Genomic DNA, 19,826 nt, shown 5'->3' with positions numbered 1-19,826 from the left:
CCAGGGGAGAGAGCGGGATCACGTCGTGACAGCGTCCATTGACCAGCAGGGCAGCACCGGCGCGCCGGTGCCGATCAGCCAGCGCATCGCCGACGAGCTCGGCGTACGAGAGGGGCAGGTGCAGGTCGCCGTCGACCTGCTCGACGGCGGGTCGACGGTGCCGTTCATCGCCCGCTACCGCAAGGAGGCGACCGGCGCGCTCGACGACGCGCAGCTGCGCGCGCTGGAGGAGCGGCTGCGCTACCTGCGGGAGATGGACGAACGGCGCACCGCGATCCTCGAGTCGATCGAGTCGCAGGGCAAGCTGACCGACGAGCTCCGCGCCCAGATCATGGCCGCCGACTCCAAGGCGCGGCTCGAGGACATCTACCTCCCGTACAAGCCCAAGCGCCGCACCAAGGCGCAGATCGCGCGGGAGGCGGGGCTCGAGCCGCTGGCCGAGCTGCTGCTGAACGACCCGGGCAACGACCCGCAGAGCGCCGCCGCGGGCTACGTCGACGCCGACAAGGGCGTCGCGGACGCCGCGGCGGCGCTGGAGGGCGCGCGGGCGATCCTGGTCGAACGGTTCGCCGAGGACGCCGACCTCATCGGCGCGCTGCGCGAGCAGATGTGGACGCGCGGCCGGGTCACGTCGAAGGTACGCGAGGGCAAGGAGGAGGCCGGGGCCAAGTTCTCCGACTACTTCGAGTTCGCCGAGCCGTTCACCAAGCTGCCCTCGCACCGCATCCTCGCGCTGTTCCGCGGCGAGAAGGAGGAGATCCTCGACCTCGACCTGGAGCCCGAGGAGACCACTCCGGAGGACACGACGGCCCGCACCACCTACGAGGTGGAGATCGCGCGCAAGTTCGCGATCAGCGACCAGGGCCGCCCGGCCGACAAGTGGCTCGGCGACGCGGTCCGCTGGGCCTGGCGTACGCGCATCCTCGTCCACCTCGGCATCGACCTGCGGACGCGGCTGCGGCAGGACGCCGAGGACGCGGCGGTCAAGGTGTTCGCCACCAACCTGCGCGACCTGCTGCTGGCCGCGCCGGCCGGCACGCGTTCCACGATGGGCCTGGACCCGGGCCTGCGCACGGGCGTGAAGGTCGCCGTCGTGGACGCGACGGGCAAGGTCGTGGCGACCGACACGATCTATCCGCACGAGCCGCGCCGCAAGTGGGACGAGTCGATCGAGACGCTCGCCCGGCTGGCCCGCGAGCACAACGTGGACCTGGTCTCGATCGGCAACGGCACCGCCTCGCGCGAGACCGACAAGCTCGCCGCCGACCTGATCGCGCGGCACCCCGACCTCACGCTGACCAAGATCATGGTCTCGGAGGCCGGCGCCTCGGTGTACTCGGCGTCCGCGTTCGCCTCGCGCGAGCTGCCCGACATGGACGTGTCGCTGCGCGGCGCGGTGTCGATCGCCCGGCGGCTCCAGGACCCACTGGCCGAGCTCGTCAAGATCGACCCCAAGTCGATCGGCGTCGGCCAGTACCAGCACGACCTGTCGGAGGTGAAGCTGTCCCGGTCGCTGGACGCGGTGGTCGAGGACTGCGTGAACGCCGTGGGCGTGGACGTCAACACCGCGTCCGCGCCGCTGCTCACCCGGGTGTCGGGCATCGGCGAGAGCCTGGCCGAGAGCATCGTCGCGCACCGTGACGCCAACGGCCCGTTCCGTACGCGCGGAGGGCTGAAGGACGTCGCGCGGCTCGGGCCCAAGGCGTTCGAGCAGTGCGCGGGCTTCCTGCGCATCCCCGGCGGCGACGACCCGCTGGACACCTCCAGCGTGCACCCCGAGTCCTACCCGGTGGTCCGCCGCATCCTGGACGCGGCGGGCGGCGACCTGAAGGGCCTGATCGGCAACACGGCGGCGCTGCGTTCGCTGAAGCCCGCGAACTTCGTGGACGACACGTTCGGGCTGCCGACCGTCACCGACATCCTGACCGAGCTGGAGAAGCCCGGCCGCGACCCGCGCCCGGCCTTCAAGACGGCCGCGTTCAAGGAGGGCGTCGACAAGCTCGCCGACCTCGAGGCCGGGATGCTCCTGGAGGGCGTCGTCACGAACGTGGCGGCGTTCGGCGCGTTCGTGGACGTGGGCGTGCACCAGGACGGGCTGGTCCACATCTCCGCGATGTCGAACAAGTTCGTCGAGGACCCGCGCGACGTGGTCAAGCCCGGCGACATCGTCCGCGTGAAGGTCCTGGACGTCGACCTGCAGCGCAAGCGGATCTCGCTGACGCTGCGGCTGGACGACGAGGCCGCGCAGGGCGGCGGTGGCAATGGCGGCGGAGAACGGCGCCAGGGCGGCGGCGGAGGCGGCCGTGGTCAGGGTGGCGGCGGAGGCCGCGGTGGCCGAGGCCAGGGCGGCGGCGGTCGCGGAGCCCAAGGCGGCGGCCAGGGCGGTCAGCGAGGCCAGGGAGGCCAGGGCGGCGGCCAGGGAGGCCAGGGACGCGGCGGCCAGGGCGGTCGAGGCGGTCAGGGAGGCCAAGGCGGACGCGGTGGTCAGGGCGGCCAAGGCGGACGCGGTGGCCAAGGCGGTCAGGGCCGTGGTGGCAGCCAGGGCGGCGGCGGTCGCGGCTCCGGCGGCTCGGGCGGCGGCGGTGGCGGCGGCGCCATGGCCGACGCGCTGCGGCGGGCCGGGCTCGACAAGGGCCTGCCCGGCGGCGGCGACGACCGTAAGCGTCGATGACCTAGGTAACGGAACGCTCTACACCACTTCCATAACCGCATATGTCCACGGAATGATTGCCCGGTCATACGTTCAGCGACAACCGGGGGCAGCACGATGCCGACAGTCCTGCCGTTGCGCGAAAGCGATCCAGAGCGCATCGGTCCGTACCGCCTGACCGGATTCATCGGTGAAGGCGGGCAAGGCATCGTCTACCTCGGCTTCAAGGACGAGGCCAAAGGCGAATCCGCGGAATCCGGCGATGGGGATGGCGATGGCGACGCGGCCGACGACGTTCCGCAGCAGAAGGCCGATTCGGGCGCGGACGCCGAGCCGGCCGACGACGTCGAGGTGCCCGCGGAGCAGCTGGTAGCGATCAAGCTGCTCCGCGCGCACCTCAACCGCGATCCGCGGGCCCGCCGCCACTTCGCGCGCGAGTTCTCGGCGACCAAGCGGGTCGTCGGCCCGCACACGGCCGCGGTGCTGGACGCCGACGTGGAGGCCGACGTCCCCTACATCGTGAGCGAGTACGTGGACGGCCCGTCCCTCCTCGCGGCGGTACGGGACGGCGGGCCGATCAGCGGCGTCGCGCTGGAACGCCTGGCCGCCGGCACGATGGAGGCGCTCGCCGCCATCCACCGCGCCCACCTGGTGCACCGCGACTTCAAGCCCGGCAACGTGCTGCTCGGCGCCGAAGGCCCGCGGGTGATCGACTTCGGCATCGCGCGGGCGCTGGACATCACCGCGTCGATGACCAGCGGCGTCATCGGCACGCCCGCCTACATGGCGCCCGAGCAGCTCGCGGGCGGCGAGATCACCGCGGTGGCCGACGTCTTCGCCTGGGGCGGGACGATGGTCTACGCGGCGGGCGGCCTGGCCGCGTTCGGCCAGGACTCCATCCCGGCGATCATGCACCGCATCCTGAACGCGCCGCCGGACCTCGGGCCGCTCCCGCCCCTGCTCCGCGAGGTCGTGGCGAACGCGCTGACCAAGGACCCCAGGATGCGGCCGGACGCCGAGCAGGTGCTCCAGATGCTCCGCGGGGAACGCCCGGCCGCCAGCCTGATGCAGCCCTATCAGCAGCAGCCACCGCAGCAGCAGCAGCAACACCAACAGCAGCAGCAACACCCACAGCAGCAGGCAGCCCACCAGCAGCCTGGCGTTCTGCAGCCGCCCCCGGTCCCGTGGGCCGTTGGTCCGGCCGATAGCGGCGGCTCCGCCACGCCACCGCCTTCCCCCTTCCAGGGCGTCGGCGCGGCGCCCCCGGCGCCGGCTCCCTATCAAGGGCAGGGCGCGTACTACGGGCCGCCCACGACTCCGGCCTCCGGGGGCCAGACGTCACCGCCGACCACCAAAACCGGCGCCGGGCTCATGAAGCGGCGCCCCTGGATACCGGTCGCGGCCGCCGCAGCAGCCGTGGCCCTCGTCGCGGGCATCACGGTCGTGCTCGTCAACCTTCCCAAGGACAAGAAGAAGGACGACGGCGGCGACGACACGACCACCTCGGCCACGGGCTTCAACGCCGCCATCAACACGGTCGCCAACAAGTCCGACAAGCGCGGGGGATCGCTGCGCCTCAGCATGCCCTCGTTCGATTACCTGGACCCGGCCCAGGCCTACTTCAGCGCCAGCTGGCAGTTGGACCGGCTTCTCTACCGGCCGCTCATGGCGTTCGATAACGGCCAGTCCGCCACCGGAACGCCGATCCCGGACCTGGCGGCCAGCCCGGGCTCGCCCAGCAGCGACCTGAAGACCTGGACCTACAAGCTGCGGCAGGGCGTGAAGTTCGAGGACGGGACGCCGGTCACCTCCAAGGACGTCAAGTACGCCGTCGCCCGCACCTTCGACCGGGAGAAGCTGCCATACGGCCCGTCCTACTTCATGACGACGCTGGACGCCGGCTCCTACCCGGGCCCGTACAAGGAGAAGGACCTCAACAAGTTCACCGGCGTGACCACACCTGACGACTCCACGGTCGTCTTCCACCTGAAGGAGGCGAACTCCGAGTTCGACTACCTGGTGGCCATGCCGCAGACCGCTCCCGTACCGGCCGCCAAGGACACCGACAACGGCGCCGACTACGAGCGCAAGCCGGTGTCCACAGGGCCCTACAGGGTCGAGGCGTACGAGCCGAACAAGTCGCTCACCCTCGTCCGCAACCCCTCCTGGGACCAGAGCACAGACCCCACCCGCAGTCAGTTGCCCGACCAGATCTCACTGACCCTCGGCGGTGACACGAACGCGCTGGACAACCAGCTGGTGAGCGGCGAGACCGACCTCGCGGTCCAGGCCAAGGGAGTGGGCCCGTCCGTCCGCGCCAAGATCCTTGCCGACGCGAGCCTGAAGGTGAACGCCGACCTGGCCTACAGCGGCTTCGTCCCGTTCTTCTTCATCTCCACCAAGACCAAGCCGCTCGACAACGTGCACTGCCGCCGCGCGGTCGAGTACGCCGTCGACCGGGGCGCGATGGTCTCCGCCCTCGGCGGCAGCTCTATCGCCGAGCCCGCCACTTCCCTGCTCCCCCCGACGATTCCCGGTGCCGCACGCCCCGACCCCTACCCGGCAGGAACGAGCGGGGACACCGCCAAGGCCCGGGACGAGCTGAAACAGTGCGGCAAGCCGGACGGCTTCCCCATCAGCGTCGCGGGACGTTCGGACAAGCCGCAGGACATGGCCACAGTGCAGGTCCTGGTGACGTCTCTGAAGAAGGCCGGCATCTCGGCGACGGTGAAGAGCTACACGTTCAAGGATTACCTGACCAACATCGGCAACCCGCAGTTCGTGAGCAAGAACCAGATCGGCCTGATGGGCCTCACGTGGGGCCCGGACTTCCCGACCGCCGTCGGATACCTGGGTCCCCTGGTCGACGGCCGGACCCTCACCTCGACCAACAGCGGCACCAACTACGCCCAGCTGAACGACCCCGCCATCAACGCGAAGATCGACCAGATCAAGCGCACCACCGACCCGACCGAGCGCCAGCGCCTGGCGAACGAGCTCAACGACCAGGTGATGCAGCAGGCGGCGATCCTGCCCATCGCCTTCCCCAAGGAGCTCTTCTACCGGGGCACCCGCACCTCGAACCTGAAGATCGACCGCTACTTCGGCGGCTACGACCTGTCCCATATCGGCCTCAGGTAGCCGCACTCCAGGACGCCGGGAGACCGCCGAGACGACGGGGGACCCCTACGCCAGACCAGCAGGCCTAGGGAGCACAGGCCAGCAGGCCTGGCGAGACGGCAGACTGCCAGGCCGGGATCGGTCAGCGGGGGTAGCGGCGGTTCTGCTCGCCGGGCTGGTTGCGGTACTGGCCCAGCGGGTCCTCGGCGTACGGGCTGCGCGGCGGCGGGGCCTGCGGCGGCGGTGCCTGCTGGCCGGGGTAGGGGGTGGGCGCGGACAGGGGAACGCCCGCCAGCGGGTCGCGGGCCTGCGGGAACACCATCCCCGGAGGCGGCTGCGTGGCCTGCGCGGCCGGGACCTCTTCGTACGGCTCGATGTTCTCCACCGGGCGGTGCCGGGGGAACTGCAGGACGCCGATCGCGCCGAGCACGAGCGCGGCCAGGCGGAGACTGAAGTGACCGCCGTCGCTCGGCCAGGGCTCGTCGTACATGAACGTGCCCATGAGCAGGAGGTACGACTTGGCGGCGACCGTCATGACGGTCGCGACGATGGCGACGCGGCAACGCTGGAAGGCCATCACCATGATGCCGAAGCCCAGCCCCGCGGCCAGCACGGTCACGTAGGGGTACGGGGTGGCCAGGATGCTGAGGCCCTTGGAGCCCGAGTCGCTCCAGCCCTTGATGGCCAGCTCCGCGGTGCCGACCGGGAAGCCCGAGCTCAGCCCGTACGCGATGCCGGTGACCGGCCGGGCGTGCCGGCCGTCGGGCCGGTAGTCGCCGAAGACCATGATGAGCAGTGGCACCAGGATGGCCGGGCCGACCACGACGCCGAGCTTCCATGCCGGCACGTCCACGGCCTCGATCGGCGGCGGGTTGCCGATGGACAGTGTGAGCAGCGCCATGCCCGCGGCGATGAGCAGCAGGCTCAGCCATTCGCGCCCGGTCAGCCGCTCGCCGAAGAAGATCATCGATATGATGATCAGCGGGATGACGCCGGACATGAAGATCGGCACTGCGATGCCCAGCGACTCCTTGCTGAGCGCGAGGATCTGCAGGCTGAGTCCGCACAGGACCAGGGCCAGGCCGAGCAGGAAGACCCAGTTGGACACGATCGTCCAGACCATGTGCGGGATCCGGTTTCCGCGGATGGGCTCCATCCGGTCGGCCGCCAGCTTGAAGATGGCGAACCCGACGTAATACAGCCCTGTCGCCACAAAGGCCGCAACTATCCCGTTCATCCCGAACGAGTATGCAGTCTGCGGTCCCGCGTGTCACATGCCTGTAATGCATCGGTTACACGAAACTTCAGGCGGGTTTGCACTAGCTTCCTGGCCACCAGTGTCCGCACCGGGCTTCCGTACCCCATAGACTTGGCGCGCGAAGGCGCGGAGCCGGTTCTCGGCGTGCCCGCGCCCACCAGAGACTGACTGGCTGAGCACGCGTCGAACGCCGTCGGCCGAGACAGCGCCCGATCAAGGAGACCTACCCCAGTGAAGACCGATGTCGAGGAGCTGACCCCCACGAGGGTCAAGCTCACCGTCGAGGTTCCGTTCGACGAGCTCAAGCCGAACCTCGACAAGGCGTACAAGGAGATCTCGCAGCAGGTGCGGATCAAGGGCTTCCGGCCCGGCAAGGTCCCCGCTCCGCTGATCGACAAGTACGTAGGCCGGGGTGCGGTCCTGCAGGAGGCGGTCAACGACGCGCTTCCCGAGCTGTACGGCCGAGCCGTCGAGGAGAGCGAGCTGTTCGTGCTCGGGCAGCCCGACGTCGAGGTCACCGAACTCGAGGACGGCACCCAGTTCGCGTTCACCGCCGAGGTGGACATCCGGCCCAAGTTCGACGTGCCCGACTACGACGGCCTCGAGGTCACCGTCGAGGACGCCGAGGTCACCGACGACCAGATCGCCGAGACCATCGACAACCTGCGCGAGCGGTTCGCGTCGCTGACCACCGCCGAGCGGGCCGTCGAGGAGGGCGACTTCGCCACCATCGACCTGGCCGCCAAGATCGGCGACGAGGAGGTCGAGGACGCCTCGACCAGTGGCTACTCCTACGAGGTCGGCAGCAAGTCGGCCGTCGAGGGCCTGGACGACGCACTGGTCGGCCTGTCGGCCGGCGAGAGCAAGACGTTCACCAGCACCCTGGTCGGCGGCGAGCACGCCGGCGAGGAGGCGGAGATCACCGCCACCGTGCAGAGCGTCAAGGTGAAGAACCTGCCGGAGCTGGACGACGACTTCGCCCAGATGGCCAGCGAGTTCGACACCATCGACGAGCTCCGCGAGGACGTGCAGACCCGGCTCGGCCGCCAGGTCAAGATGCAGCAGCTGTCGGACGCCCGCGACAAGGCCCTCGAGGCGCTGCTGGAGAAGGTCGAGATCCCGCTGCCCGACAAGGTGGTCGAGGAGGAGATCTCCCGCCGCAACCAGCAGCTGGAGCAGCAGCTCCAGATGGCCGGCATGACCAAGGAGGACTACCTCAAGGACGAGGAGAAGTCCGAGGAGGAGTTCGACAAGGAGGTCGCCGACGCCGCCGCGCTGGCGGTCAAGGGCGGCTTCGTGCTCGACCAGCTCGCCGTCCAGGAGGAGCTCGGCGTCGAGAACGAGGAGCTCAGCGAGTACGTCGTCACGCAGGCGATGCAGATGGGCGTCCAGCCGCAGCAGCTCGCCCAGTACCTCACCGAGAACAACCAGCTCCCGGCGATCGTGTCGGAGGTCCTGCGCAGCAAGGCCCTCAACCTCGTGGTCGAGAACGTCGTGATCAAGGACGAGTCCGGCAACGTGATCGACGTCGACGCCGTGCGCACCGAGCTGAACGGTGAGACCGGCGAGACGATCGAGGTCGAGAGCGAGGCCGATGCCGAGGCCGAGGTCGCCGCCGAGGCCCAGGAGATCGCCGACGACGCGGAGGACGCCGCCGAGGCCGACGCCGCGGACGCCAAGGCCGCCGAGGAGGCCAACGCGGCCGCCGCCGAGGCCGTGGACGCCGAAGAGGCCGCCGAGGCCAAGAAGGACGCCTGACGCACTCAGCGCACGCAGCGCGGTCGGCGCGCTCCAGAGCCGGTGTGAAGGCTCAGGGCCGCTGAACGCCTCGCGAGGTGCCGTACGGCCCTGGGGTGCCCTTCAGGGGCCTCTCAGGCCGTCTCCAGGCCGCCCTCAGGTTCGTCGTCGAACGCCCCGTACCCCCGCGAAGGGGTACGGGGCGTTCTTGTTCCCGTTTCCGAGATCTTGATGCTCCGGTACGCCCCTGGCGAAAAGGCGGCCCTCGCGGCGTGAACGGTGCCGTCAGCGCGTTAATGTCCAATCATCCGAACCGATTAAAGGACCGGAGGAACACCCGGTGAGCATGCCTCCGACTTTCGATGAGTCGTCGCCGATCCAGGCGCGGGTGGCCGAAGCGCCCCTGCTCCCTCTGGGCGAGCAGCTTTTCCAGCGCCTGCTGCGCCAGCGCATCGTCGTCCTCGGCCAGCAGGTCGACGACGACATCGCCAACCGCATCTGCGCCGAGCTGCTGCTGCTGTCCGCAGAGGACGGCCGCCGCGACATCACGCTCTACATCAACTCGCCCGGCGGCTCCGTCACCGCCGGCATGGCGATCTACGACATCATGAAGTACGTCCCGAACGACATCGTGACGGTGGGCATGGGCCTGGCCGCGTCGATGGGACAGTTCCTGCTGTGCGCGGGCACCGCCGGCAAGCGGTACGCCCTGCCGCACGCGCGGATCATGATGCACCAGCCGTCCGGCGGCATCGGCGGCACGGCCTCGGACATCAAGATCCAGGCCGAGCAGATGCTCTACGTGAAGAAGACGCTGGCGGAGAAGATCGCCGAGCACACCGGCCAGTCGCTGGAGCAGATCGAGCGCGACTCCGACCGCGACCGCTGGTTCACCGCCGCCGAGGCCAAGGACTACGGCCTCGTCGACCACGTGGTGGAGAGCGCGACCCAGGTGCCCTCCGAGGGCCCCGTCTCCTGACGACCTGAATCACTTATCGGAGGCATGCAGTGAGCGACCTGATCAGGCCGAACATCACCGATGTGATGGCGGCCGGTGGGCGGGCCCCGATGCCCGTCGACAACCGCTACATCATCCCGTCCTTCGTCGAGCGCACCACGTACGGGGTCAAGGAGATGAACCCGTACAACAAGCTCTTCGAGGAGCGGATCATCTTCCTCGGCGTCCAGATCGACGACGCGTCGGCCAACGACGTGATGGCCCAGCTGATCACGCTGGAGTCGATCGACCCGGACCGCGACATCTCGATCTACATCAACTCGCCCGGCGGCTCGTTCACCGCCATGACGGCGATCTACGACACGATGCAGTTCGTCAAGCCGGACGTGCAGACCGTGTGCATCGGCCAGGCCGCCTCGGCCGCCGCCGTTCTCCTCGCCGCCGGGACCCAGGGGAAGCGGGCCGCGCTGCCCAACTCCCGGATCCTGATCCACCAGCCGGCGACCGAGGGCACCTACGGCCAGTCCAGCGACATCGAGATCCAGGCCCGCGAGATCATGCGGATCCGCGAGCTGCTCGAGGAGATCCTGGCCAAGCACAGCGGCAAGACCATCGATGACGTCCGGCACGACATCGAACGTGACAAAATTCTGACAGCGGACGAGGCCAAGGCGTACGGTCTGATCGACGATGTCTTCTCCAGCAGGAAGAAGCGAGCCGAGGTAGTGTCGTCCTGAGACGGCATACGGACGAGGGAGACCCCCAGCCCGGTCGTCACACTTCCGGGCGAGGGGCTTACCAAGTCCGTTGGAGGCGGTAACGTCGAGTCCAACGTCGAGAGCCTTCGGGACGCAACCGAGCTGCGCCGCAACCTCTCAGGCGGGCGGCCCCACGAAAAGGAGACAGTTGGGTGGCACGCATCGGCGACGGTGGTGACCTGCTCAAGTGCTCGTTCTGCGGAAAGAGCCAAAAGCAGGTCAAGAAGCTCATCGCGGGTCCGGGCGTGTACATCTGCGACGAGTGCATCGATCTCTGTAACGAGATCATCGAGGAGGAGCTCTCCGAGACCTCCGACCTCAAGTGGGACAGCCTGCCCAAGCCGCGGGAGATCTACGAGTTCCTGGACTCCTACGTCATCGGGCAGGACACGGCGAAGAAGGCCCTGTCGGTCGCCGTCTACAACCACTACAAGCGCATCCAGTCCGGCGACAACTCACGAGACGACGCGGTCGAGCTGGCCAAGTCGAACATCCTTCTCCTGGGTCCGACCGGATCGGGCAAGACGCTGCTCGCGCAGACGCTCGCCAAACTCCTCAACGTCCCGTTCGCCATCGCGGACGCCACGGCGCTGACGGAGGCAGGCTACGTAGGCGAGGATGTCGAGAACATCCTCCTGAAGCTCATCCAAGCGGCCGACTACGACGTCAAGAAGGCCGAGACCGGGATCATCTACATCGATGAGGTCGACAAGATCGCTCGCAAGAGCGAGAACCCGTCGATCACCCGCGACGTCTCGGGCGAGGGCGTCCAGCAGGCTCTGCTGAAGATCCTGGAAGGCACCACCGCGAGCGTTCCGCCCCAGGGCGGCCGCAAGCACCCCCACCAGGAGTTCATCCAGATCGACACGACGAACGTCCTGTTCATCTGCGGCGGCGCCTTCGCCGGCCTGGAGAAGATCGTCGAATCCCGCGTCGGCAAGCAGGGCATGGGCTTCGGCGCCGTGATCCGCTCCAAGACCGAGTTCGACGAGTCGGTGAACGTGCTCGCGGACGTCATGCCCGAGGACCTCCTCAAGTTCGGCATGATCCCCGAGTTCGTCGGCCGCCTCCCGGTCATCACCAGCGTCCACAACCTGGACCGCGAGGCGCTGATCAACATCCTCACCGAGCCCAAGAACGCGCTGGTGCGCCAGTACCACCGCCTCTTCGAGCTCGACGGTGTCGACCTGGAGTTCACCGACGACGCCCTCGAGGCGATCGCCGACCAGGCCATCCTCCGCGGCACGGGCGCCCGAGGCCTCCGCGCCATCATGGAGGAGGTCCTCCTCTCGGTGATGTACGAGGTCCCCTCCCGCGTGGACGTGGCCCGCGTGGTCATCACCCGCGAGGCGGTCCTGGAGCACGTCAACCCGACCCTCGTCCCCCGCGAGCGCACCAAGCGCGAGCCTCGCGAGAAGTCGGCATAGCGAACGATCCCAAGGAGCAGTGGCCCGCGAACGCGGCCCACTGCTCCTTCGCCGTGTAGGCCCACGGTATGAGGCGCCGTTCCCCTCCGTCCCCCTTCCGGTGGTCACCGCCGCCACCTCACGGCCGGTAACGTCGATCAAGGGAATCGGCAGGGGACAGCGGTCGGCGAGACATCGGCGGGCGGGACACCGGCAGGCGGGACAGCGGTCGGCGGGACACCGGCGGGCGGGCGACGTATCGCGGTGGGAGGGGACGGCATGGCGAACGGTGGCGGTGCGGCATCCGCCGGCGGTGCGGCGTCCGCGCAGGCCCCGGTGGCGGTGCTGCTCGTCGAGGACGACGAGGTGATCCGCAAGTCGGTCACGATGGCGCTGGAACGGTACGGCTACGCGGTGACCGCCGTCGCGGACGGCATGACCGGCCTGGAACGGGCCCGCGAGGGCGGCCATGACCTGCTGCTCCTGGACGTGATGCTGCCCGAGCTGGACGGGATCAGCCTCACCCGCGGGGTGCGGGAGGTCAGCCTGGTGCCCATCCTGATGATGTCCGCCCGCGGTGACGCCCTCGACGTGGTGACGGGGTTGGAGGCGGGAGCCGACGACTACGTGGTCAAGCCGGTCGACGTTCCGGTGCTGGTGGCCCGCATCCGCTCGCTGCTGCGGCGTGCCAGCTTCACCCCCGACGCCGTTCCGGCCGCCGAACCCGCGGCCGATCATGCGGCCGAACGGCTGCGCTTCGGCGACCTCACCCTCGACACCGCCTCCCTGGAGGTGTTCCGGGGCGGCGAACGGATCGAACTGTCGCCTACGGAGCTGCGGCTGCTCCTGGAGTTCGCCGCGCACCCGGGCATCGTGCTCGACCGCCAGACGCTCCTGCGCAACGTGTGGGACTACGGCTGGGACGGCGACAGCCGCGTCGTCGACCTGTGCGTCCAGCGGCTGCGGCGCAAGATCGGCGCCGAGCGGATCGAGACCGTCCGCGGCTTCGGCTACAAGCTGAGGCGCTGAGATGGAGGCCGTCCGGGCACTGCTCAACTGGCGTTCGCTGGGCTGGAAGATCGCCGCCTTGGTGGCCGTGTCGTCCTGCGCCGTCGCGCTGGTCGTCGGCCTGCTCGTGCACCGCGCCACCGCCGAACGCCAGCAGGACGAGGGCAAGAGAGAGGCGATCGAGGCGGTGCAGGCCGCGGTGGCCGACACGGGATCCAGCCCGAAGAAGAAAGCGCTGCAGGTCGGAGTCGGGGTCCCCTCGCAGCTCCGCCGGCTGGGCGCCGAACACGGCTGGCCCGCCGCCTGGTACGACGACCAGTCGCCGGGCGGGCCGTGGATGTGGGCGGGGCAGCTGTTCGAGGGCAAGGTCGTGGCCGCCAGGATCGACATGAGCCCCAGGCAGGAGAGCCTCCAGGCCTTCGACCGGAGCATCGTCAAGGCCGTCCTGGTCGCCCTTCTGGTCGTGGTTCCGTTCGCCGCCGCGGCGACCGAGTTCCTCAGCCGCCGCATGCGCCGCGTGGCCGGCACCGCCCGGCGCATCGCCGGCGGGGACCTGGACGCCCGGATCGGCGGCGGGCGCGGCGGTGACGAGATCGCGGCGATCGCCGAGGCGGTCGACTCGATGGCCGCGTCCCTGCAGCGGCGCCTGCTGACCGAGCAGCGCTTCACCGCCGACGTCGCCCACGAACTGCGGACCCCGCTGATGGGCCTGGTCACCTCGGCCGGGCTGCTGCCGGACGGCGAGGCGACCACGCTCGTCCGCGACCGGGTGAGCGTGCTGCGAGGGCTCGTCGAGGACCTGCTGGAGATCTCGCGGCTCGACGCCGGGGCCGAGGAGGCCGATCTCCGCGCCGTCCCGCTGGTGGCGGTCGTCGAGGACTCCCTCGCGCGAACGGGCCTCGACTCGTTCCTCACCACCGGCCCCGCCACCGGGCACACCGCGACCGGGCACACCGCGACCGGGCACACCGCCACCGTGCACACCGACCCGCGCCGGCTGGACCGGATCGTCGCCAACCTCGTCGGCAACGCTCACAAGCACGGCCGCGCCCCGGTCGAGGTCCGGGTGGACGGCGCCACGATCGTCGTCCGCGACCACGGGCCCGGCTTTCCCGCCGTGCTGCTGGACGAGGGGCCGCAGCGGTTCCGGACCGGGGCTGCCGAACGCGGGCGCGGGCACGGGCTCGGGTTGACGATCGCCCTGGGCCAGGCCCGGGTGCTCGGCGCCGACCTCACCCTCGCCAACGCTCCCGACGGCGGCGCCGTGGCCGTTCTCCGGCTGCCCGAGGCTGATACACGGCCGATACACAGCTGATCACTGGTTGAGCCGCGGTCGCGGCGCCGCGGATGACCGGCTCGCGCACCTTGGTCGGCATGGACCTACCAAGGAAGGCTTCCGACTCCGGCACGGGCGTCCGGTTCGGCTTCCGCAGCCCCCTCGCCCACCTGCTCGTCGCCGCGGCTCTGCTCATCCCCCTGGCCGCCATGCTGCCCTACTCGTACGCGATGGTCACCGGTGGCCGGGACACCAAGGACCGCAGGCCGGGCACGTCCACAATGCCCTGGCCGGACGAGGGTCAGTCGATCGTGCATGCCGAGGGCGTCGGGGAGCTGGGCTCCAGCGGCGACCGGAAGCCCGTGCCGATCGCCAGCCTCACCAAGGTGATGACCGCCTATGTGATCCTCAAGGACCACCCGCTGCGCGGCTCGGCGGAGGGGCCTGCCATCACGGTGGACGGCCAGGCCGCCAAGGAGGCCGGGCACCGTGACGAGTCGACCGCTCCCGTACGCGAGGGACAGCGGTTCACCGAGCGCCAGCTGCTCTACCTGATGCTGCTGCCGTCCGGGAACAACGTCGCCCGCCTGCTCGCCCGCTGGGACTCGGGCAGCCAGGAGGCGTTCGTCCAGAAGATGAACCGGGCCGCTTCCGCCCTCGGCATGACCGACACCCGCTACACGGGCGCGAGCGGCTACGAGACCGACACCCGGAGCACCGCCGCCGACCAGCTCAAGCTCGCCCGCCGGGCCATGCGCGACCGGGTCCTGCGCGCGATCGTCGCCACGCCCAGCGTCATCGTCCCCGGCATCGAGGGACCGGTCGACAACACCAACCGGCTGCTCGGCAAGTCCGGGGTGATCGGCCTCAAGACCGGCTCCAGCAGTTCCTCGGGCGGCTGCCTCATGTGGGCCGCCCACTCCGACCCGGAGAACGGCCGCAGTCCCCTGATCTTCGGGGTGGTCCTCGGCCAGCTGACGGGCAAGCCCGCCGAACAGACTCTCGCGGCGGCCGTGATCAGGAGTCACCGCCTCGTCACCGCCGCCCAGCGCATCGTCGCCGCCCGCCCCTAGCGTTCTGCCTCGTCCTGCCTCGTCACCAGCGGTCCCAGTGGAGGACTTGGTGGCGGGCGCATCGACCGCAGCGTCATGGTGAACCTGTGTGACGACCTGGAACGGTCTGGATTCGTCCGGCGCGAGCGCAACCCGGACGATCGCCGCTCGCCAAGGTCCTCGGGGTCTGAAATTGGTTGGCCGCCCGCGGGGGCGGGTCGGCATGCTGGGGATCATGCGTGACGACTTCATCCGCGACGGCTTCGTGCGACTTGAGCAGGCGGTTCCTGGGGAGCTTGTGACGGCGTGCCGGGAGATTCTGTGGCGGGATACGGGGGCGGATTCGGGCGACCGGTCCACCTGGACTCAGCCGGTGGTCCGGCTGGGCGACTACGTGCAGGAGCCCTTCCGGGAGGCCGCCAATACGCCGCGCCTGCATGAAGCGTTCGATGCGCTGGTCGGGGAGGGACGATGGGCGGCGCGCGGCAGCTTGGGCACGTTTCCCGTGCGCTTCCCCAGCGATGACGCGCCCGGCGATGACGGCTGGCACGTGGAGGGGAGTTTCCCGGGGGAGGACCCCTCCGACTTCATGAGCTACCGGATCAACCTGGCGTCGAGGGGACGGCGGCTGCTGATGCTCTTTCTGTTCTCGGACGTGGGGGAGAACGACGCGCCCACGCGTGTGCGGGTGGGCTCGCATCTGGATGTGCCGGCGATCCTGAAGGGCGCCGGTGATGAGGGGCTCTCGTTCATGGGGCTGGCGAGGCAGGCCGTTCCCGCGAGCGAGCACCGGCGTGTGGCGTACGCGACGGGACGGGCGGGGGACGTCTACCTGTGCCACCCGTTCCTGGTGCATGCCGCGCAGCCGCATCGGGGGAACGAGCCGCGCTTCATGGCGCAGCCGCCCCTTCAGCCTGCCGGCGATGCGGAACTGACTCTGGAACGGGCGGATGGCCGCTACTCGGCTGTCGAGGAGGCGATCCGGCTCAGGCTCGGCTACTCGGGTGGGGCCGCGTAGGCGGAAAGGTCTACCGGGCGGCCCATGTCCCAGAGTTCGGAGACGTGGAAGGCGAAGCGGTCGAAGAGGCCGTCCTCCTGGCAGCGCCTGAGGTGGAGCATCGGGGAGTCGTGCCCCACCAGGCGGGCCAGGTGGGGCGTGACGAGCATGTCGTCGTCGAAGCGGAAGACGCTCATGGCGATGTGCTCGTCGCCGAAGCGGGCCTCCAGGTTGGGGGTGCCGTCGAGCTTGCTGAGCTCGGCCAGCGTGATGCGGATGCGGGTGCCCACGGTCAGGGGAACGCCTTCGACCGCCTCGCGGCGGCGGGTGACCTCGCCGTCGGGGTCGCCCACCAGGAAACGTACGCGGCAGCCTCGTTCGGCCTTGCGGCGCAGGGCCGTGCCCAGGTTGGCCTGCTCCAGCCAGAGGAAGTAGTTGGTGAAGCCGGCGAAGGTCAGCTCTTGCTCGGCGTCGGTGATGAGGGTCCGCCATACCGATCGGGGGCAGGCGGAACGGTAGGGGTAGGTGGCGACGATCTCCCGATCGGGTCCGGTCTTGAGGTTCCTGCGGATGCCGTGCGGCCAGAGCATGGCCTCATCAACTCCTAGCGCCTCCGCCGCCGCCCATCGATGCCTGGCGTGCGGAAGACGCCCGTCGCTGGCCACCCAGCGACTGACCGTCTTGGTGTCCACGCCGCACCGTTCGGCCAGAGCCGCTTCCGTGAGGTGAGCCTCGGCCATGGCTTGCCGGAGTGCGTCGTTCGGCATTGTCGTCCGCCTTGAGCGTAGGACAGTCGGGACCTTTGTTGAAGGTAGCTGGAAACGTCCCAGACGTCCCGAGAACGCTGTGTGACCGTCCCGCGACCGGCGGCAGTCTGAGAGGGGATTACGGCCTGCAGTTCGGAGACGATATGCCCCCAGGTATTCCGGACGACCGCTCTTACCGGCTCGTTCTGAGCATCGATGCGAAAACGGTACGGGTTCCGCGCAAGCTGGCCGAGGTCGCACTCGAGAACTGGGGTCTCTCGCGGCTGGCGCCGACCGTCGCCCTCGTGGTGACGGAACTGGTGACCAACGCCTGGAAGGAGGTGCCGGGCAGCGAGGTGGAGATCGGCCTCTACCTGCGCGGCATCTGGCTGCGGCTGGAGGTCTGGGACTGCTCGAACGTCATTCCCGAGATGCCGAAGGGGCTGGACCTGGAGGCGGAGGGCGGGCGGGGACTGTGGGTGGCCTCCCACATGGCCGACAAGTTCGGCATCGATCCGCGGGGCGGGGGCGGCAAGACCATCTGGGCGATGTGGCTGCGGGACGTCGGCACCTGAGGCTGGCCGACGGTGTCATGATGCCCGGAAGGTCTGGTTCGCGAGGCGGGAGAACGCGGTGATCGAGGTCGACGTGGTGGGCGGGATCGCGGTCGTGCGGCTGGCCCACGGCAAGGTGAACGCCCTGGACCTGGAGTTCTGCCAGGCGATCGAGCGGACGATGCGCGACCTGGACGAGGGCGACGCGCGGGGGGTGGTGCTGACCGGGAGCGGTCGGGCGTTCTCAGCGGGCGTCGACCTGAAGCGGGTGGTCGAGGGCGGCGGCGCCTACGTGAAGGAGTACCTGCCCGCGCTCGGCGGAGCGTTCCGGGCCATCTTCGATCTGGGCAAGCCGGTGGTCGCGGGGATCAACGGGCACGCGATCGCGGGCGGCTGCGTGCTCGCGGCGGCGTGCGATCACCGGGTCATGGCGGGTGGAACGATCGGCGTCCCGGAGCTGCTGGTCGGAGTGCCGTTTCCGCGGTCGGCGCTGGAGATCATGGGATTCGCGGTCGGGTCCGTCAGAGCCCGCCAACTGATCCTTGACGGCGCCAACCACGATGCCGGGGCAGCGCTGGAGCTCGGGCTCGTGGACGAGGTGTGCGAGCCGGACGCGCTCACGGAACGGGCGCTGAGCGCGGTCGGGAAGCTGGCCGCCATCCCGGCCGACACCTTCCGCCACACCAAGGCCCAGTTCCGGCGGGAGGCGAACGCGCGGATCGACGCGATCGACGAGCCGATGGTCGAGGAGCTCTGGGCGAGGGCGGCCACCGACGGGCGGATCCAGGCGTTCATGGACCGGACGGTGAGTCCTCGGCGGGGAACAGAATCGGGCTGAGCAGGTGCCGGGTCCGCTCGGGTGACGGCTCGTTCGACAGGTGCGGAACGATCGCCTCGCGCATGCCGCTGATCAGGTCGTTCAGCTCGGCGGGACTCAGCCAGACCGCGTGCTGCCGGTAGCCGACCGCGTCGGCGGCGGGGTCGGGATCGCGGTCCAGGTAGGCATTGAACTCGGCCAGCAGGATCGCCATGGCGGTGGCGAATACGCGGCGGTGGTCGTCGGGCGTGGCCGACTCGGCGTTCAGCGCGGCACGGGCGCGGTCCAGGCGGTAGCTGCGTTCGACCGCGCCCCGGACGCGCTGCTCGCCCGCGACCGTGAGGACGCCGGCGTCGGCCAGGAGCGCGACGTGCCGGTAGACGGTGGCCTTCGAGACATCCGGGAGCAGGGCGCACAGGTCGGTCGTGGTGAGGGTCCGGTCGCCCGAGAGCGCGTGCACGATGCGCAGCCGTACCGGGTGCACCAGAAGGTCGACCGTGTCCATGGCGCTCATGTTCTCATGACTGATACCTTTCTCAAAGTTGAGAATGGAGGGCGCGATGCCGCCGTTGGGTCGTCTGTACGAGGTGGGAGACCGCCGGCTGATGCTGTACCGGACCGGAAGCGGGGGACCGGCGGTGGTGTTCCTCCCGGGCGCGGGCCTGGTCGGGCTGGACTACATCAACACCCACGACCGGGTAGCCGAGGTGACCACGAGCGTCATCTACGACCGGGCGGGCACGGGCTGGAGCGACCGGGCCCCACTGCCTCGTACGGGCGCGGCCGTGGCCGCCGAGCTGAGCGACGTCCTGCGGGTGGCCGAAGTGCCCGGCCCGTACGTGCTGGTCGGACATTCGCTAGGCGGTGTCTATGCGAGGCTCTTCGCGGCCCGCTTCCCGAACGACGTGGCAGGGCTGCTCCTGCTGGACCCCTTCCACGAGGACCTCACCGCGGACGCTCCCCAGGAAGTCCTGGACAAGCTAGAGCAGATGAAGCGCCCCGAGGATCTGCCCGACCTGACCGCGGAACAGCTTCAACAGGCGCGGGTAACCCTGGACAAGCACTTCGCCGCCTGGCCGGACGACGTGCGCGGTCCGCTCGTCGACTACCGCCTCGCCTCCTGGCGGAACGCGATGCTGGAGGACAACAACCTCTACGACGAGGTCTCCGACGAGCTTCGCAACGCCCCGGCCCTGCCCGACGTCCCGCTCATCGTGATCACCGCCGCCGGCCACGACGCCACCCAGGCCGCGCTCTGGTCCGAGGAGATCGTGCGCAAGACCCACGAGACCAAGCTCGACCTCCACGCCCGGCTCGCGGCCTCGGTCCCGCGCGGCGAGCACCGCGTTCTCGACGACGCCGGGCACGGTTACCCGCACGAGGAACGGCGGGACGCCGTACTCCACGCCATCGACGATCTCCTCACCGCCGCGCGATGACTTTCTGATCCGCCCGGAGTCTCCTCATCGACCGCGCATACGAGAAGGTG

17 protein-coding genes are annotated in these 19,826 nt (G+C 69.7%); 14 read left to right on the top strand and 3 right to left on the bottom strand.

Features of this window, described 5'->3' with window-relative positions; translation table 11 throughout:
* Positions 1 to 25: 25 nt before the first annotated feature.
* Positions 26 to 2,671, top strand: a complete 2,646-nt coding sequence (locus J4573_RS00395) for a Tex family protein (protein ID WP_208253158.1) — start codon at positions 26 to 28, stop codon at positions 2,669 to 2,671.
* 96 nt (positions 2,672 to 2,767) lie between these two features.
* On the top strand, positions 2,768 to 5,791 hold the full coding sequence (locus J4573_RS00390) for an ABC transporter substrate-binding protein (RefSeq protein WP_208253157.1): 3,024 nt from the start codon (positions 2,768 to 2,770) through the stop codon (positions 5,789 to 5,791).
* Between the two features lie 121 nt (positions 5,792 to 5,912).
* Here the strand turns inward: J4573_RS00390 and J4573_RS00385 are convergent, their stop codons facing one another.
* Positions 5,913 to 7,007, bottom strand: a complete 1,095-nt coding sequence (locus J4573_RS00385) for a DMT family transporter (protein WP_243772271.1) — start codon at positions 7,005 to 7,007, stop codon at positions 5,913 to 5,915.
* Between the two features lie 252 nt (positions 7,008 to 7,259).
* Here J4573_RS00385 and tig point away from each other — a divergent pair, with 252 nt between their 5' ends.
* The 9 genes from tig to J4573_RS00340 all read left to right on the top strand — a co-directional run bounded on the left by tig (position 7,260) and on the right by J4573_RS00340 (position 16,241).
* On the top strand, positions 7,260 to 8,786 hold the full coding sequence (tig, locus tag J4573_RS00380) for a trigger factor (RefSeq protein WP_208253156.1): 1,527 nt from the start codon (positions 7,260 to 7,262) through the stop codon (positions 8,784 to 8,786).
* A 325-nt stretch (positions 8,787 to 9,111) separates the two neighbouring features.
* A complete protein-coding gene (locus J4573_RS00375; RefSeq protein ID WP_243772340.1) occupies positions 9,112 to 9,744 on the top strand; it encodes a ClpP family protease in 633 nt (210 codons plus the stop codon).
* 65 nt (positions 9,745 to 9,809) lie between these two features.
* Positions 9,810 to 10,460, top strand: coding sequence for an ATP-dependent Clp protease proteolytic subunit (locus J4573_RS00370; RefSeq protein WP_243772339.1), 651 nt, complete (start codon positions 9,810 to 9,812; stop codon positions 10,458 to 10,460).
* 173 nt (positions 10,461 to 10,633) lie between these two features.
* Positions 10,634 to 11,908 (top strand): ATP-dependent Clp protease ATP-binding subunit ClpX, encoded by a 1,275-nt coding sequence (gene clpX, locus J4573_RS00365; protein ID WP_208253155.1) that lies wholly within the window; start codon positions 10,634 to 10,636, stop codon positions 11,906 to 11,908.
* A gap of 258 nt (positions 11,909 to 12,166) precedes the next feature.
* Positions 12,167 to 12,916, top strand: coding sequence for a two-component system response regulator CseB (gene cseB, locus J4573_RS00360; protein ID WP_208253154.1), 750 nt, complete (start codon positions 12,167 to 12,169; stop codon positions 12,914 to 12,916).
* Position 12,917: 1 nt separating this feature from the next.
* Positions 12,918 to 14,210, top strand: coding sequence for a sensor histidine kinase (locus J4573_RS00355; RefSeq protein WP_208253153.1), 1,293 nt, complete (start codon positions 12,918 to 12,920; stop codon positions 14,208 to 14,210).
* A 59-nt stretch (positions 14,211 to 14,269) separates the two neighbouring features.
* Positions 14,270 to 15,244, top strand: coding sequence for a D-alanyl-D-alanine carboxypeptidase family protein (locus J4573_RS00350; RefSeq protein ID WP_208253152.1), 975 nt, complete (start codon positions 14,270 to 14,272; stop codon positions 15,242 to 15,244).
* Positions 15,245 to 15,304: 60 nt separating this feature from the next.
* Entirely contained in the window at positions 15,305 to 15,466 is a 162-nt protein-coding gene (locus J4573_RS53490; RefSeq protein ID WP_307796475.1) for a MarR family transcriptional regulator, read from the top strand.
* Positions 15,459 to 16,241, top strand: a complete 783-nt coding sequence (locus J4573_RS00340) for a phytanoyl-CoA dioxygenase family protein (RefSeq protein ID WP_243772269.1) — start codon at positions 15,459 to 15,461, stop codon at positions 16,239 to 16,241. The genes J4573_RS53490 and J4573_RS00340 overlap by 8 nt, the downstream gene beginning before the upstream one ends.
* On the opposite strand, the gene J4573_RS00335 is transcribed toward J4573_RS00340, so the two are convergent.
* On the bottom strand, positions 16,220 to 16,987 hold the full coding sequence (locus J4573_RS00335) for a DUF5919 domain-containing protein (RefSeq protein WP_208253151.1): 768 nt from the start codon (positions 16,985 to 16,987) through the stop codon (positions 16,220 to 16,222). The two genes, J4573_RS00340 and J4573_RS00335, sit on opposite strands and share 22 nt — an antisense overlap.
* Before the next feature lie 143 nt (positions 16,988 to 17,130).
* On the opposite strand from J4573_RS00335, the gene J4573_RS00330 reads away from it, so the two are divergent.
* Positions 17,131 to 17,541, top strand: coding sequence for an ATP-binding protein (locus J4573_RS00330; RefSeq protein WP_208253150.1), 411 nt, complete (start codon positions 17,131 to 17,133; stop codon positions 17,539 to 17,541).
* Positions 17,542 to 17,599: 58 nt separating this feature from the next.
* Positions 17,600 to 18,358 carry an enoyl-CoA hydratase/isomerase family protein gene (locus tag J4573_RS00325; RefSeq protein WP_208253149.1) on the top strand — a complete coding sequence of 253 codons (759 nt, stop codon included), beginning with the start codon at positions 17,600 to 17,602 and terminating at the stop codon, positions 18,356 to 18,358.
* Here the strand turns inward: J4573_RS00325 and J4573_RS00320 are convergent.
* On the bottom strand, positions 18,312 to 18,842 hold the full coding sequence (locus tag J4573_RS00320; protein ID WP_208253148.1) for a helix-turn-helix domain-containing protein: 531 nt from the start codon (positions 18,840 to 18,842) through the stop codon (positions 18,312 to 18,314). The two genes, J4573_RS00325 and J4573_RS00320, sit on opposite strands and share 47 nt — an antisense overlap.
* A 55-nt stretch (positions 18,843 to 18,897) precedes the next feature.
* Between J4573_RS00320 and J4573_RS00315 the strand changes: the two genes are divergently transcribed.
* Positions 18,898 to 19,776 carry an alpha/beta fold hydrolase gene (locus J4573_RS00315; RefSeq protein ID WP_208253147.1) on the top strand — a complete coding sequence of 293 codons (879 nt, stop codon included), beginning with the start codon at positions 18,898 to 18,900 and terminating at the stop codon, positions 19,774 to 19,776.
* Positions 19,777 to 19,826 lie beyond the last annotated feature (50 nt).

Source organism: Actinomadura barringtoniae, assembly GCF_017573505.1.
Classification (GTDB): Bacteria; Actinomycetota; Actinomycetes; order Streptosporangiales; family Streptosporangiaceae; genus Spirillospora; species Spirillospora barringtoniae.
The sequence above is the reverse complement of the archived record's forward strand: the minus strand, read 5'-3'. Positions and strand labels throughout refer to the sequence as shown.